The sequence below is a fragment of the Bradyrhizobium sp. CCBAU 11430 genome (genome assembly GCF_028128855.1).
Classification (GTDB): domain Bacteria; phylum Pseudomonadota; class Alphaproteobacteria; order Rhizobiales; family Xanthobacteraceae; genus Bradyrhizobium; species Bradyrhizobium ottawaense.
Genome location: NZ_LBJV01000061.1, coordinates 84,150 through 97,845 on the forward strand (window position 1 = coordinate 84,150; position 13,696 = coordinate 97,845).

Sequence of the window (13,696 nt, forward strand, 5' to 3'; positions counted from 1 at the left end):
CGAAGGTGTGTCACGGGGCCTGACGTTTTCAGGAAAAAGTGGCAATATGCGCAAATGGAGCAGGATAGATCATCGAAGCGACGCCGGGTCTTCAAATCTGGGAAAATCATATTTGGCCCGACAGCCCTTGATTGCGTCGTGAGAGATATTTCGGAAGTCGGAGCGAGGATCGCAGTCAAAAGCCCGCTCTGGTTTCCTGACAATTTTGTGCTCGGTATTCCCTCTGACGGTCTCTTGCGGCATTGCCACATCGTCTGGCGGCAAGACGGTCAGTTTGGGTTGGCGTTCGAAGATTAAAGGGCGCCTCGGTTGGCGGCCATTAGTGCTGCGTCGGCTGCTCTGGGATCTGCTCGCCGTGCAAATGGTCGAGGACCTCGCCGAGGTCGCGCATATCGAACAGTTCCCCGCATATGGTGCAGCGGATAAAGTGCTCGCGTTCGTCCTCCGCGGTGAAGCCGGGGGATTTGCCTTCGGTCGGCATCAAGCGACGCTGCGCAGCGGCAGGGCCAATTGTACGTTGAACGGACTTGTCGCATTGGCGTGTATGAAGTCCTGCAGGGCAGGCGAGATCTCCGCATCTGTGTTGGCGGCGCGTTCGGCCAGGGCGTCAGCGATGTCAGGGGTTGCGTCCCGCGACCACCCCTCGACCGCATTGAAGCACACGATGCGGAGCGGATAGGCGTATTGCCCGGAAAGGATATCCCGCAGGACGGTCTTGAGGTCGGTATCGGCTTCGTCGGTCTCGCGCCAGGCGCATCCCGCGCGAGCGCCGAAATCCTCGAGCACCAGGTAGATATCGCGGTCCAGACGGTCGGCCGGCACGATCGAGGGCGAGGAACGCATACGCAAACTCCGAACTCTGGGCGAAGAGACGGCCCCGGCAGGGGATTTTCAACGGGGGTAGGCCGGGGCCGCTCCGCCGGCTTGGCGGCAGCCGGCGAGACTCTTAATTTTTTCACAAGACCTTCGTTCCAGTCGTTCGATCCTGCAGCTGGGCTCTACGCAACGGTGCGGTTTGGTCGCGATTGCAGCTTGAGATGCCTAGTCACAGTCCAAAGTGCGTGAGAAAATCAAATCATAGTCGTGCGTCGCGGAGGGAAGCCCGATGCGCCTTGCTTTGCCTTATCTCGGAATTTGTCTCTGCACCTGCCTCGCGGCATGGCTGTCCTTGGTGCTGATCTACTGACCGAGTAGGTCCTCACCAGACGTCACCAACGTCACATAGGTGCCGCTTTCGTGGAGCGTCAGCCAGCCCTGCTGGATGGGGCGAGGCCGGCGCTGAATTCGCTGTGCCGCTACGCCGCCGCAAAGTCGCTCGGGCTCGCCGAGGTGCCGGTGGTGCCGCTCGGGCACCTGTCCGAGGCCGCCCGCCGGGCCTACTGCATGGCGGACAACCGCATTGCGGAAAGCTCGACCTGAGACGAGCAGCTGCTCGCCCGCGAGATGGCGTATCTGCGGCAGGCCGGCGCCGTCGACCTGGCGTGCTCGGTTTCTCCAAGAAGGAAATCGACCGGCTGCTCAAAGGTGCGCACGGCGGGCCACGCGGGCGCACGGAGCCCGATGCGGCGCCGGCGCGGCCGAAGGTCGCCGTCTCCCGGCTTGGCGACACCTGGCTTCTGGGCGGCCACCATGGCCCAGCAGCTCAGATATACGCCTATCCGTTGGCGCAGAGCCGCACGGTCCAGCAGGAGCAAACTGAGGCGGCATCTTCAATCGTGGAGTCATCCATGAATGGGATCATGGATATGATGACCGAGATGGGATGGAGCATAAGCCTGATCGTCCTGCTCGTTCTCGCGCTGATCGTGCTCGGCATCGCTGCGCTCATCAAGTACCTAGCCAAATAGCGCGACGAATTAGGACGCGGACTCATTAAGGCGCAGCCACAGCCTGATTGACGCGAGTTGAACGAATGCAAGGTAGTTGGCAGCGAGCCTATCGTAGCGCGTCGCGACCCGACGGCAATGTTTGATCTTGTGGAAGAACCGTTCGACCTGATTGCGAGCGCGGTAGAGATATGGGCTGAAGCAGATCGGGGCGCTGCGATTGCTTTTCGGGGGGATGTTGGCCCACGCACCCTTCTTCATGGCAAGCTCTCTGATCCAGTCGGCGTCATAGCCGCGGTCGGCAAGCAGCATTGCCCCGGATTGCAAACGAGACAGCAGTTTTCCGGCAAGTCGAACGTCATGGGCCTCGCCGGGGCTCAACGCCAGCCGTACCGGCCGACCATTGCTATCGACCACCGCATGTATTTTGCTCGTCAACCCGCCGCGTGACCGTCCCATCGATTGGCGCTGGTTCCTTTTGATGCAGGCTCCATGCTGGTGCACGCGGACAATGGAGGTATCGATCATCTGGACGCCGGTATCATGGGCGCCGGCAAGTGCTTCCATGATACGGCTCCAGACACCCGCTCGCCGCCACCTGACAAAGCGGTTATAACAAGTGGTATACGGACCAAACGCCTCGGGGAGATCACGCCAGGGTGCTCCGGATCGCAAGACCCAGAAAATTCCATTGAGGACACGGCGGTCGTTAACCCGAGGAACGCCACGCGGCTTGTTAGGGAGCATGGGCTTGATGGCAGTCCATTCATAATCCGCGAGTTCGTAGCGCATGATTCGGGCCCCAGTTTGGAAGTTTGAATCACGGCAATCGCACCGAAAGCAACGCCTAGATTTCCTCTGGTCCGGCGCTTACGGGCAGAGCGGACATCAAACAACCGATAGTCCCCGCCGAAACCGTCGAATATGACCCGAAGCACCGTTGGACCTGATGTGGCGAGTTCGCCAACTTAATCGGCGAACAGGCGCACCGCCGAGCGGCGAAGGCCGCTGACGGACGGCATTTTTAGTCGATCCGATATCATCTCTCTGCAAGACGGAATGGAATCTTTTAACGAACTGCCGACTCGAGACCTTGGAGAATTTCACGGGCGCGCTTTATTGAAAAATCATGTGCCGCCCGATCGAAGGACGGGCTCCCCCGCATCATGTAACCGTGGCGCCCCCCGAGAAAGATGTGCAGTTCGACGTTGTCCATACTCGCCGCTAGATCACGATACGCTTCCAGCACCTCGACCGGCGCGCGATTGTCCTCGTCGCCCCAAATGAGACAGACTTGCTCGCGAACCCCGACAAGTTCGTGAAGATAGTCCAGCATCTGGGATCCGTGGCAGCAGATACCGGCGGCATAGCCAAGTCGTTTCGGCCCGAGAATCGCATACGGGCCGCCGTAGCAAAACCCCATGACCACCGCCTGGCCATTGAATTGCGGAATTGTGCCGAGGTGCCTCAAGGTATCGATCATATCGTCTTCGCCGGCCTTGATTTGCTCAAGGCGCGGCTCGGCGCGCTGGGCCGTGCGCGGGTCGTTCCGGGAAAGCGGCCCGGCAATCGAACGCCAGAACAGATCCGGCACCGCGACAACGAAGCCGTATGCCGCAAGCTCGTCGGCGATTGCGAGCATGTCGGTATCCACGCCATGAATGGCGGAAGCAAGCACAACGCCAGCAGCCCGCTTTTCAGGCTCGGGCGTGACCAGATAGCAATCGAACGCGCCGCCGCCTTTCGCGCAAATCCTGCTGAACTTCCCTTGCATCTCGAATCCCACCTTTCGCTTGAGGTGCAGCGGCAATGCCTGGTCCAGCTGGGATGCGCGGTACAGAGATTGCGGCTGCCCAAGACACCGTTATCTATTCCGGTCGGATCTTCGCGAGGCGGATCACTTTGGCCCACTTCTTGGTTTCACCGGCCATCAGCTTGCCGAAATCGCCGGGCGAGCCGCCGAGTGCCGTCGCGTCGAGACCACGAAGACGCAACCTGAACCCCGGATCGGCCAGAACGGCGTTGGTCTCGTTGTTGAGCCTGTCGATAATCGCGGCCGGCGTGTCCTTCGGCGCGCCGAGGCCGAACACCGAACTCGCCTCGTAACCTGGCACGAATTCGCCGATGGCTGGAACATCCGGCAGCGCTTCGGATCGCGCGGCCGTCGTTATCCCAAGCGCACGCAGCTTGCCGCTCCCGATGTAGCCGATCGATGGCGCCAAGTTCACAAAGACGACCTGTACCTGCCCGCCGAGCAGATCCGTGATCGCGGGCGCAACGCCTCGATAGGGCACATGCTGAAGATCGAGTCCGCCGGCTTCCTGCTTGAACAGTTCCGCGGCGATATGGGTGATCCCGCCCACGCCACCCGAACCATAGGAGAGTTTCCCGGGATTGGCTCTGGCATAGGCGATGAACTCTGGAATTGTATGGGCAGGAACCGATGGGTGTATCACCATCACCAGGGAGCCACGGGTCAGACTCGCGACCGGCGCGATATCCCGCAGGAAATTGAAATTAAGATTTTCGTAAAGCGTTGCATTGATCGCGTTGGGGGAGCCAACCAGCAGGAGAGTGTAGCCGTCCGGAGGCGCACGCACGACCGCATCAGTGGCGATGTTGCTTCCCGCTCCGGGTCGGTTCTCGACGATGAATTGCTGGCCCAGCCGCTCCGAGCACCATTGCGCCACCAGACGCGCAAGGATGTCATTTGGCCCGCCCGCGGCGAAGCCAACCATGATGCGCACTGGCCGGGACGGGTAAGTATCGGCCCGAGCCAAGCCCGACAGCAGAGGTGGCGCAGCCATCCCCATTGCGAGGTGCAGAAATTGACGTCGGGAGGGCGTCATACGCATTGCTCCGTCGAACCTGCACTCGCACCGGCTCTCTTCAACGCGCTGAAGATAGTTGATGCTGTCATAAGCGCATAAGGCTATTGTCTGATGAGATCATCTCAAAACGGAAATGGGTACTCTCATGCAGATGAGTGATCGCATCGGAAAACGAATGAAGCTGCAGGACCTGCATGTGCTGATGGCGGTGGTGCAGGCTGGCAGCATGGGCAAGGCGGCGCTCATACTCGATACCACCCAGCCTAATATTTCGAGATCGATCGCGGAGCTTGAGCATGCGTTCGGCGTCCGCTTGTTGGATCGCCACCGGCGAGGGATAGAACCGACGGAGTGCGGCCGCGCCCTGCTCGATTGCGGTAGCGCCGTCTTCGACGAACTACGCCGCGGTGTGAAGAGCATCGAATTTCTGGCCGACCCCACCGCTGGTGAAGTGCGGATTGGAACCACGGCTTTTCTGGCGGCGAGCTTCGTCTCCGCTCTCATCGATCGGCTCTCCCGGCGTCATCCGCGGATCAGATTTCAGCTCTTGACCGGCTACCTAGAGACACTGCACCGCGATCTTAGCGAGCGCAAAGTCGATCTGTTAATCGTGCGGAGCAGCGGCCCGATGACTGACGAGCGGTTGCATTTCGAATTTCTTTTTGAAGATCACTATGTCGTCGCGGCTGGTGCGAAAAATCCTTGGACGCGGCGCCGCGACATCCAACTCTCGGATCTGGCGGAGGAACGTTGGGTGCTTCCACCGCGGGAGAGCGTGATCGGATCAATCATCACGCAAGCCTTTCGCGCCGGCGGATTTGAATATCCACGCGCGACGGTCGTCACTGATTCCCCCCATATGCGGGTCAGCTTGCTGGAGACAGGGCGGTTCATCACGGTTTTCCCGTCTTCCGCACTGAAATTTCTCACCAAGAGGGCAGCGCTTAAGGTGTTGCCCGTTGAACTGCCGGCGGCACGTCGACCGAACGGGATCGTCACTGTTAAGGATCGCGCCGTCAGCCCGCTTGTGCAGATCGTCATTGACAGCGCCCGTGAGCTCGCAAAGCCGACGGCGAAACGAAAGTGACAAACCGTATGTCTACTTTGGGCCATCGCGACATATTGCGCTGCGGCACGGACTTGGTCGCTATTGCGGTGGCGGACATCGCCTTGTCGCATCTCGGCGCTGGGTTTATGGGTACATGGCCTAGGGCTTGCGCCGCAGCACTTGCTGATCGACGCCAAGCGATTGAAGGAGATCGATATCCCCCAGCAGGCCATCATCAAGGGCACCAAGTCAGCCAGCATCGCTGCGGCGTCGATCCTCGCGAAAGTCGAGCGCGACACGGTCATGCGGACTCTCGACGTCCGATATCCCGGCTACGGCTTCGCGGATCACAAGGGCTATCCGGTGCCAGCTCATTACGAAGCTCTCGCCAGGCTTGGTGCATGCGCAGCTCACCGGAGATCGTTCGGACCAGTCCGCAAGGCTCTAGGGCTACCGCCCCTGCCGCCCTGGCCTTCAGCAGCCGAGCGCGAAGCCGGCTGACCAGGAGTTTTTGCTCCGCCTCGGGTGCCTTATTTTCGCGGCCAACTCCTTTCGCGAACGACGTCCTTAGCCTGTTTGTCGGACCGCAGGCCGAGATAGACTGGCTGGCGCAGCTCTCCCTTGCTGGTCCACTCGGCGAACTTCACCTCCGCGACCAACGAAGGACGCACCCAGGTCGTGACCTGCTCATCCTTTACCTTGGCGGGAAAGGGCGACTTGGGCGTCTTGAGCTTCAGGAGCTTGCCGTGAAGCTCTCCGAGAACCTGGTGGCTGAAGCCGGTGCCGACGTGGCCAATGTACCTCCATGCCTCGTCCTCGCGTACCGCCAGCACGAGAGCGCCGAAGAAAGGCCGGGTTCGCCTAGGCGCCGTGAACCCTGCGATCACGACCTCCTGCCGCTGTGCCGTCTTCACCTTCAGCCAATCAGCGGTCCGGCGTCCCGAGGCGTACGCGCTGTCGGCGCGCTTGGCCATGATGCCTTCGAGATGTCTCCGCTCGGCTTCTGCGAAGAACTTAGTTCCCTTGCCTTTGCGGTGGTAGCTGAATGCGATCAGCTTGTGGCGCGGCAGGATGCTCTTGAGCCGCTTCTTGCGCTCGAGGAGCGGCAGCGCGCGTAGGTCTTCGCCGTCCGCGAACATGAGGTCGAACGCGCAGTACAGAAGCTTGGCCTCATGGCGCAGGGCATTCTGGAGCAATTGGAAATGGGATGCGCCGTCCTTGCCGATCGCGACGAGCTCGCCATCGATCACGGCATCCGCCTTCACGCCCTCTAGCGCTTTCGCGACCTCGACGTAGGAGTGGCTGATGATCTTTCCATTGCGGCTGTAGAGCGCGACCCGACCACCCCGGACTTCCGCGACCATACGAAAGCCATCGTATTTGTCCTCGAAGACCCAATCGGCATCGTCGAACGGCGCGTCCGTCAGCGTGGCCAGCATGGGCTGCAGGCGACGAGGCAGGGTCGATTGTCGGGCCATGGTTCGATCTCTCTACAGGGCCGGCAACGGCCGAAACGAGGAGGATGGAAGGCGAACCCGCGCGATATCATCAGCCGCGACCGTCCCGCCAACCCGTACCACGCCCAGCACCCCGGACTTGAACGGAGGGCCCGTTTGCGCCGACGAGAGGACCTGCCGCTTGAGGCCAGATCGGAAGCGGTCGATGAGGACGCAGGGCGTCCGGAGGCCCGTCAGCTCGACGACCGCGGACGGCCCGAGCTCAATCAGGGTCCCGAGTGGCATCCGTTCGAGATCCAATCCGGCGGTGGTGACGTTCTCGCCGAGGTCGCCTGCGCCAACCTCGAAGCCAGCTTCTAGGAGGGACGGGAAGAGTTCGGACGGGATCAAGTGGACTTGCCGGAGATTGGGCAGGCGGGGCCGGCGGCGTGCCAAATAGCGGTGCCGGACGAAAGGGCCGGCGTGGGCGTCGCCTTCGACGCCGTGGCCTTGCACCAGCATTATGCGCTCCTGAGTTGGTTTGCTGAAGTGGTGCCCGCGCTCGGCGGCGACCGCCACGACCCTGCCCGCGAGCGCCAGATCGTGCCCCTGCGACATCAGGCGGCGCGCGCGAGCGAGCGCCGCTTCTGACGCAGATAGCGCGTGATCTCCGGGAGCGTCATCGCGTTCAGGACCCGGTCGGCAGGGACACCGCCCTTGCGGGCCATCTGAACGCCCCAGTGCATGTGGTCGAGTTCGGGGATCGAGTGCGCGTCGGGATTGATGCTCAGCATACAACCGAAGTCGAGGGCGGCCTGGTGCCAACGCCAGTCCAGGTCGAGACGCCATGGGTGGGCATTGATCTCGACCACAACGTCGTGCTTGGCGCACGCCCGCAGCACCTTCTCTACGTCGATTTCGTAGCCCGGCCGTCGCTGGAGCTGCCGCCCCGTCATGTGGCCGATGATGGTGGTGTGAGGGTCGGAGATGGCCCGAAGCAGGCGCTGCGTCTGCGCCTTGCGATCCAGCTTGAAGCGCCCATGGATGCTGGCGACCACGAAATCGAAGCGCTCGAGAACGTCGTCGTCATAGTCGAGCGACCCGTTCGCCAGGATGTCGGACTCGATACCCTTGAGGATCCGGAAGTCCTTGCCAAAGCGCTTGTTCAGTCGATTGGCTTCCCGGTGCTGCTGCGCGATCACCTCAACGGAGAGACCGCCGGCATAGTGGGCAGACTTGGAATGGTCCGCCACGCCGAAGTACTCGAAGCCGCGCTGGCGCGTGGCCTTAGCCATGGTCTCCAGCGTCTCGGTGCCGTCGGAGGCATCGGTGTGGCAGTGAAGAATGCCGCGCAGGTCCTGGTCGGTGACGAGCTTCGGGAGCTTGCCTTTCAGAGCCAGTTCGAGCTCGCCGCGGCCCTCGCGGAGCTCGGGATCGATGAAGGGCAGCCCGAGCGCCTGGTAGATGTCCGCCTCCTCGCCGGCGATCAGCGTGCCGCCCTCGTGCAGGCCGCCAGGGTCCAGCCGCATGCCCTTCTCGGCGGCCAAGGCTTGGAGCTGCTCGATGTGAGCGGCGGAGCCGGTGGCGAAGAGAAGGGCAGCACCGAAGTGCTTTCGGTCGGACACGCGGACTTGCAGTCCTTCGGCCGATGGCACGGACGTCTTGTCCGGCTTGGCAGCCTCCGCAACGATTGCGAGATCGCCGACGAGTTCGCAGCCGCGGCGGAAATCGCCGGCGATTGTCACACGCTTGAGTTCGGGGCGTGACGTGCGGATCGAGTCCTTCGAATGCGCGAGCAGCGCGGCAGCGCGGTGCAGGTGGAGGCGGCCTTCTCCGCTTTTGGCGATCGCGAGGTTCTGCAGGATCTTGGTCTGTAGCGCGGCGCCGAGTCCTTTCGCCTTCTTGATGCGGTCGCCCTTGGCGGCGGCCTCCAACTCCGAGAGCGAGCCGATCCCGAGATCCTTGTACAGGCGCAGCACCTTCTCCGGACGAAGGCCGGGTACAGCGAGCATCTCGAGCACGCCCGCCGGAATCTCCTTCCGCAGCTTTTCGAGGCTGGGGTGACTGCCCGTCTTGTGAACCTTGGTGATGATGTCGGCAATAGCATCGCCGACGCCCGGGATCTCGGTGAGCCGGTCCTCGGCGATGAGCACATCGAGCGGGTCGGCAAGAGCCGTCAGGCTATCCGCGGCCCGAGCGTAGGCTTTTACGCGGTACGGATTGCCGCCGCGCAAGGCGCTGCGCTGCGCATATTCTCGAAGGAGGCCTGCTACCGCGCGGGTGTCGAGGGCTGGCACTCAATGAGCCTCCCGCCCCATGTGCTGCGATGCCGGTGGAGCGACACGACGTCGATCGCTCGCGACCACGTCAGCCTCCCGATCGAGCGACCTCTCGAGCTTCTGCGCTGCGCGGAAGTCCTCGAGGTGCTGCATGTTTGGAGCGTAAGCGGCCTCTTTCTTCAGGAGGTTATAAATTCGTCCCACCACAAGCTGCAGGTGCTTCATCTTGCCCTGCGGCATCGAGCGGGCCTTGCACAGAGCCCGGACGGCATAGGCACGAAAATAGTCAAAGGCATCTGACATGATTCGATAACGTCCGTTGTCGTCTATGGTTCGGAAGCGGGCCTCCAGCTTGCGGGAGACGCGGCGAGCAGCTCATGGGCCGTATAAACGGCGCTCGCCGCAACAACCCGGCCCGTCAGCCGGCAGGTAGGAAACGGGTGTGGAACCTGCGAATCCTGGCGGCGTTGCACCCTCATTAATCATTCGCGATAGGAGTACCCGATGGCTGCAAAGAAGAAGACCGCGCGAGGGCGCAAACAGGACCGAGCGCGGGTAGCCAAGGGACAGGACTATGAAATCCGCTACGAAGCGAAGAAGACCGGCCGCTCGGCATCGGCGGTGAAGAAAGCCGTCAAGAAGGTCGGGAATTCCCGCAAGCGCGTCGAGAAGCGCCTCGGCCGCTAGATTCCGTCAAATCCTGCCGGAAAACCGCGTGAAGGCGGTCAGCCTCTGCACGGTTGGCTCGACGTCCTGCATGTAGATCTGGGTACGAAGGAAGGCGATCTCGTCGTCGAGAGCGGCCTCGTGGACGTCTATGAACCAGGACTTGGGGCGCCCGTCGCTCCCGTCGTTCCAGCGATAGCCTCGCCGCTTCAGCGAGTCCTTGAGCTCGAACGCGGTCTGCTCCGCCCACACCCGCATCGTCGGCTTGCGGGCGGTCTCCAGCAGCAGGGCCAGCGCCGGCGAGCCCGTCGTCGGCAGTTCGAGAGCGAGAACCTCCAGCAGAGCGTGGCAGTCGTCGACCGCCCGGTGCGCCTGATGGAAGTAGCCGGCTCCGTGCAGCAGATAGCCGAGCTGCGAGCCCGCGAAGCCGTGTTTGCGCCAGTCGATCTCACTCATGCTGCAGCCCCAGGCCTTGTGCTCGAACACAGGCCAGTAGCGCTCCGCGAACATCCGGTCGAAGCTGCTGTTATGTGCGATCACGATGACTGCGTCGTCGACGAATGAGGTCACAGCCGCATCGTCGAATTTGTGGCCGGCCACGTCTTCATCTGTGATGCCCGTGAGTGCCGTCACTTCCGCGGAAATCGGCACACTAGGCTCGTTGAAGGCGGAGAAGGTGTCGCGGACACCGATGATCCGCCCGTCCGCAGCGTAGTCGAATTTAACCATCCCGAGCTCGATGATCTCGTCCTTGGCGTGGTCGAGGCCGGTCGTCTCGGTGTCCAGAAGGATGCCCGTCCTACAATCCTGCCCGACGGTCGGCTGGTACGCGGGCCGCGGCACCAGGCGCCGCAGCACCCGGTAGTCCGCCGACCGGCTCAAGGCCTCCGCCATCGCGGCCAGATTCGTGGTGTCCCGAAGCATGGATATGGCTTGGCACGATATCTCGCCAGGAGGTACTTGAAAAACAAGCGATTCACGGGCTTTTCGGCTGGCATCGGCCCATTAGAGCCCTGCTGCGGGCTGCCGCTTCGCCCCGGACCAACCGATGCCCGCGCGCTTGTGCTCAGCTCAATCGTCGACCGGATATGACCAGGCCCTACCGTTGGGAGCGTTCTGCTCGAGCCACTTGTCGGCGGCCTGCTTGGAGGCGAAGAGCTTGGCCCAGGAGGCGTCGCCGATCGCTCGGGAGTTCTCATCGGCTAGATGGATCCAAACGGAAGTTTGCCGCTGCCCGCCATCGACCTCGTATTCCCAGGCAACGCCCTCCGGATCGTGCTTGTCGAACCATCGGTCGGCCGCCTCTGCGGACGCGAACACCTTTACCCATTCCGGATCGCCGACATTCCGCTGTTTTCCATGCTCGTAGTCGTTGAGATAAAGCCAGGCCGTCCTTCCGGTCCGAGTCAGCTCGGCCCGATGTTCGACGGCGGCGTTGACCTTCTGCCGGTCGACACGATCCTCTCGAGGGAGAGAGGCGAGAGTGGCGTGGATCTCGGACGGGAGCCCTGGTCTGTCGCCGGGCTTTTTGTTGGCCCATTCGATCCAACGGTCGAAGGCGTCCGTCATGAGGGCCTCCTTTGCTTCGCCCGAAATGGGCTGTCCATCGTGAACGCGTCCGGCCTGACGCCATTCTCGATGCGCGCCCAGGTGACGGGCGCAGCGATCGGAAAGGATGGGCGCGCTCGCGGCGAATAGGTGCCGATGGCGGTCGTGCCGCGTCCGTTGCGCAGGTAATCCAGGAAGATCCGGCCGCTGCGCCTCGCTTGCGCCGAAAGGAGGTAGCGCTCGGGCTGGCGCGCGGCAAAGTCGGAACAGAGGCGGCGCGCGAAGCGATGCGCTTGATCGTGCAGCATCGGCGTATCAAGCGGGGCCACCAGATGGATGCCCTTGCCGCCAGTCAGCTTCGGCCAGGCGTTCAGTCCTTCGCGCCTCATGAAGGCCCGGAGTTCGAGCGCGGTGTCGGCGACCTGCCCCCAGTCAACGCCGTCGCCGGGATCGAGATCGATGACGATGCGGTCCGCGTGCTCGATATCCTCGATCGTCGAATTCCAGGGGTGCAGCTCGACGGCTCCGATCTGCACCAGGCCAAGGAAGCCATCCAGGCTGTCGACCCACAGGCGCGTGCCTTGGCCTCCCTCGCGCTTCTGGATGCGAAGCTGGTGGACGGCTTCCGGAATATCCTTCGGAAGCGGCCCCTTGTGGTAGAAAGTGGTGCCGTGAAGGTGCCTCACCATCTTGAGAGGCCGGTGGCCGAGATGCGGGAGCGCCTTCTTCCATACCCGCTCCCAGTAGTCCGCAAGCTCTTCCTTGGAAGGCACGACCGCGTCGGGAAGAAGCTGCAGGATGTTTTCCTTGGGAATGCCCAGCTTCGGCCGTCCGGAAGAGGGCACCAGGCGCGGCGCCTTCACCTTACGCATCGGAAGATCGTCCCGAAGTCCTTTGAAGACGGCCTCTCGCAGCAGGCCATCGTCGGTCAGCGCGCCATACTCCACCTCGGCATTCACGCTCGGTTCGACCCAGGTGGCCTTCGGCTTCTTGACCTTCATGTCCAGCGGCGATGTGCGGCGGATCAGCGGATCCAGCCGCTCGCGCAATTCGCGCGCGGCTGCCTCGGTGTAGCCGGTGCGCACTTTGCCCGCGTAGAGCAGCTTGCCGTTCTCACGGCGGCCCACGTAAAGGGAGGCTATCTTGCGCGGGTGAGCTCCGAGCTTCTCGACGAACGCGACGATCGGAAACCTCTCGCTCTTCTTGCATTTGAGCTTGATCCAGGTCTCCTGCCGGCCCGAGCGGTAGAGCTGGCCGAGCCGTTTGGCGATCAGACCTTCGAGACCGAGCTCGCAACCTTTCAAGAAGACCTTGTCTCCGTCGGCTTCGAGAGCCTCGACGTAGATGAAGGTCTCCGGCGCCGCCTTCAGAAGCTCGTGCAACAACTGCTTGCGATCCTCATACGCCGCCCCGCGTAGATCGTACCCGTCGAGGTGCAGGAGATCGAAGGCGTGATAGCGCACACGCTCGCTGCGTTTGCGCCCGAGCTCGCGCCGAAGTTGCTGGAAGTCGGGCAGGCCGCCCGGGCCGTAGACGACGGCCTCACCGTCGATGATCGCGCTCTTCGCCTTCAGCTCGCGAGCCGCGGCTGCGATCGAGGAAAACTGCTCGGTCCAATCGAGTCCCGTGCGCGAATAGACGGTGACATCGCCAGCTTCCAGATGCAGTTGCGCACGGTAGCCGTCGGCCTTGATTTCGTAGACCCAATCCTGACCACGTGGCGGTTTCTCGCGCAACGTGGGATCACACGGCTCGATATAACCTGGAATAGCAGCTTTGCGCGCGCCGGCAACGCGCGGTACTCCCGAACGAGACTGACGCAACGCCACGGCACACATGCGGACTCAACGCGCACCGCCGGAATCGTTCCGTCCTGCCGCCGCGGCCGGGGGTTGGCAGCGAGTCGCTGGGATCGGTGCAGCGGCTGCCCTACGGGAGCGCCCTGCCCCTCAGATCGTGAGGCGTCGCCGACCTCCGGATCAGCCTGCTTGCCACGCGGGTCTCCGCCGCAGGTCAATGGCTGGGTCGTTCTCCACGGTCTATGACAACCGGTCTGCGGTCC

The 13,696-nt window shown here is 62.6% G+C and carries 17 protein-coding genes and 1 pseudogene; 6 read left to right on the plus strand and 12 right to left on the minus strand.

The window, feature by feature from the left end; all coding sequences use genetic code 11:
• Positions 1-54: 54 nt before the first annotated feature.
• On the plus strand, positions 55-297 hold the full coding sequence (locus XI04_RS38870; RefSeq protein WP_442869007.1) for a PilZ domain-containing protein: 243 nt from the start codon (positions 55-57) through the stop codon (positions 295-297).
• Positions 298-319: 22 nt separating this feature from the next.
• Here the strand turns inward: XI04_RS38870 and XI04_RS21060 are convergent, their stop codons facing one another.
• Both XI04_RS21060 and XI04_RS21065 read right to left on the minus strand, forming a co-directional pair.
• Positions 320-481 (minus strand): hypothetical protein, encoded by a 162-nt coding sequence (locus XI04_RS21060; protein ID WP_271596206.1) that lies wholly within the window; start codon positions 479-481, stop codon positions 320-322.
• Complete coding sequence (locus XI04_RS21065) at positions 481-843, minus strand: hypothetical protein (protein WP_038949303.1); 363 nt, start codon at positions 841-843, stop codon at positions 481-483. The genes XI04_RS21060 and XI04_RS21065 overlap by 1 nt, the downstream gene beginning before the upstream one ends.
• A gap of 393 nt (positions 844-1,236) precedes the next feature.
• Between XI04_RS21065 and XI04_RS21070 the strand changes: the two genes are divergently transcribed.
• Both XI04_RS21070 and XI04_RS21075 read left to right on the plus strand, forming a co-directional pair.
• Positions 1,237-1,419, plus strand: a complete 183-nt coding sequence (locus tag XI04_RS21070; RefSeq protein WP_038949302.1) for a hypothetical protein — start codon at positions 1,237-1,239, stop codon at positions 1,417-1,419.
• A 62-nt stretch (positions 1,420-1,481) separates the two neighbouring features.
• On the plus strand, positions 1,482-1,847 hold the full coding sequence (locus XI04_RS21075) for a hypothetical protein (RefSeq protein WP_271596207.1): 366 nt from the start codon (positions 1,482-1,484) through the stop codon (positions 1,845-1,847).
• 9 nt (positions 1,848-1,856) lie between these two features.
• On the opposite strand, the gene XI04_RS21080 is transcribed toward XI04_RS21075, so the two are convergent.
• The 3 genes from XI04_RS21080 to XI04_RS21090 form a co-directional block, all read right to left on the minus strand.
• On the minus strand, positions 1,857-2,618 hold the full coding sequence (locus XI04_RS21080) for an IS5 family transposase (protein WP_083859327.1): 762 nt from the start codon (positions 2,616-2,618) through the stop codon (positions 1,857-1,859).
• Between the two features lie 277 nt (positions 2,619-2,895).
• Positions 2,896-3,636, minus strand: a complete 741-nt coding sequence (locus XI04_RS21085) for a dienelactone hydrolase family protein (RefSeq protein WP_038949298.1) — start codon at positions 3,634-3,636, stop codon at positions 2,896-2,898.
• Positions 3,637-3,694: 58 nt separating this feature from the next.
• Positions 3,695-4,675 (minus strand): Bug family tripartite tricarboxylate transporter substrate binding protein, encoded by a 981-nt coding sequence (locus XI04_RS21090; RefSeq protein ID WP_038949296.1) that lies wholly within the window; start codon positions 4,673-4,675, stop codon positions 3,695-3,697.
• A 157-nt stretch (positions 4,676-4,832) separates the two neighbouring features.
• Here XI04_RS21090 and XI04_RS21095 point away from each other — a divergent pair, with 157 nt between their 5' ends.
• Complete coding sequence (locus XI04_RS21095; protein WP_162131341.1) at positions 4,833-5,744, plus strand: LysR family transcriptional regulator; 912 nt, start codon at positions 4,833-4,835, stop codon at positions 5,742-5,744.
• Positions 5,745-5,855: 111 nt separating this feature from the next.
• Positions 5,856-6,206: pseudogene (locus XI04_RS21100) on the plus strand (ribonuclease HII); the annotation flags it as partial.
• Between the two features lie 29 nt (positions 6,207-6,235).
• On the opposite strand, the gene ligD (XI04_RS21105) reads toward XI04_RS21100, so the two are convergent.
• From ligD (XI04_RS21105) to XI04_RS21120, 4 genes are read right to left on the minus strand one after another with little or no spacing between them, the layout of a single operon-like run.
• On the minus strand, positions 6,236-7,183 hold the full coding sequence (gene ligD, locus XI04_RS21105; RefSeq protein ID WP_271596208.1) for a non-homologous end-joining DNA ligase: 948 nt from the start codon (positions 7,181-7,183) through the stop codon (positions 6,236-6,238).
• A 12-nt stretch (positions 7,184-7,195) separates the two neighbouring features.
• Positions 7,196-7,759 (minus strand): MOSC domain-containing protein, encoded by a 564-nt coding sequence (locus XI04_RS21110; protein WP_038949292.1) that lies wholly within the window; start codon positions 7,757-7,759, stop codon positions 7,196-7,198.
• Positions 7,759-9,438, minus strand: coding sequence for a DNA polymerase/3'-5' exonuclease PolX (locus tag XI04_RS21115; protein ID WP_038949291.1), 1,680 nt, complete (start codon positions 9,436-9,438; stop codon positions 7,759-7,761). The genes XI04_RS21110 and XI04_RS21115 overlap by 1 nt, the downstream gene beginning before the upstream one ends.
• Positions 9,439-9,723, minus strand: coding sequence for a hypothetical protein (locus XI04_RS21120; RefSeq protein WP_244429150.1), 285 nt, complete (start codon positions 9,721-9,723; stop codon positions 9,439-9,441).
• A gap of 201 nt (positions 9,724-9,924) precedes the next feature.
• On the opposite strand from XI04_RS21120, the gene XI04_RS21125 reads away from it, so the two are divergent.
• Entirely contained in the window at positions 9,925-10,107 is a 183-nt protein-coding gene (locus XI04_RS21125; protein WP_038949288.1) for a DUF3606 domain-containing protein, read from the plus strand.
• A 6-nt stretch (positions 10,108-10,113) separates the two neighbouring features.
• Here XI04_RS21125 and XI04_RS21130 read toward each other — a convergent pair whose 3' ends face one another.
• The 3 genes from XI04_RS21130 to ligD (XI04_RS21140) form a co-directional block, all read right to left on the minus strand.
• Positions 10,114-11,010 (minus strand): 3'-5' exonuclease, encoded by an 897-nt coding sequence (locus XI04_RS21130; RefSeq protein WP_038949287.1) that lies wholly within the window; start codon positions 11,008-11,010, stop codon positions 10,114-10,116.
• Positions 11,011-11,157: 147 nt separating this feature from the next.
• Positions 11,158-11,655, minus strand: a complete 498-nt coding sequence (locus XI04_RS21135) for a hypothetical protein (protein ID WP_049806612.1) — start codon at positions 11,653-11,655, stop codon at positions 11,158-11,160.
• On the minus strand, positions 11,652-13,472 hold the full coding sequence (gene ligD, locus XI04_RS21140) for a DNA ligase D (protein ID WP_271596209.1): 1,821 nt from the start codon (positions 13,470-13,472) through the stop codon (positions 11,652-11,654). The genes XI04_RS21135 and ligD (XI04_RS21140) overlap by 4 nt, the downstream gene beginning before the upstream one ends.
• Positions 13,473-13,696: the final 224 nt, after the last annotated feature.

Bases quoted from the DNA above. Each gene is read 5' to 3' on its own strand.
- XI04_RS21120 (WP_244429150.1), bottom strand. From the start codon at position 9,723: ATGTCAGATGCCTTTGACTATTTTCGTGCCTATGCCGTCCGGGCTCTG.
- ligD (WP_271596208.1), bottom strand. From the start codon at position 7,183: ATGGCCCGACAATCGACCCTGCCTCGTCGCCTGCAGCCCATGCTGGCC.
- XI04_RS21125 (WP_038949288.1), top strand. From the start codon at position 9,925: ATGGCTGCAAAGAAGAAGACCGCGCGAGGGCGCAAACAGGACCGAGCG.
- XI04_RS38870 (WP_442869007.1), top strand. From the start codon at position 55: ATGGAGCAGGATAGATCATCGAAGCGACGCCGGGTCTTCAAATCTGGG.
- XI04_RS21095 (WP_162131341.1), top strand. From the start codon at position 4,833: ATGAAGCTGCAGGACCTGCATGTGCTGATGGCGGTGGTGCAGGCTGGC.
- XI04_RS21130 (WP_038949287.1), bottom strand. From the start codon at position 11,010: ATGCTTCGGGACACCACGAATCTGGCCGCGATGGCGGAGGCCTTGAGC.
- XI04_RS21065 (WP_038949303.1), bottom strand. From the start codon at position 843: ATGCGTTCCTCGCCCTCGATCGTGCCGGCCGACCGTCTGGACCGCGAT.
- XI04_RS21135 (WP_049806612.1), bottom strand. From the start codon at position 11,655: ATGACGGACGCCTTCGACCGTTGGATCGAATGGGCCAACAAAAAGCCC.
- XI04_RS21090 (WP_038949296.1), bottom strand. From the start codon at position 4,675: ATGACGCCCTCCCGACGTCAATTTCTGCACCTCGCAATGGGGATGGCT.
- ligD (WP_271596209.1), bottom strand. From the start codon at position 13,472: ATGTGTGCCGTGGCGTTGCGTCAGTCTCGTTCGGGAGTACCGCGCGTT.
- XI04_RS21080 (WP_083859327.1), bottom strand. From the start codon at position 2,618: ATGCGCTACGAACTCGCGGATTATGAATGGACTGCCATCAAGCCCATG.
- XI04_RS21060 (WP_271596206.1), bottom strand. From the start codon at position 481: ATGCCGACCGAAGGCAAATCCCCCGGCTTCACCGCGGAGGACGAACGC.
- XI04_RS21110 (WP_038949292.1), bottom strand. From the start codon at position 7,759: ATGTCGCAGGGGCACGATCTGGCGCTCGCGGGCAGGGTCGTGGCGGTC.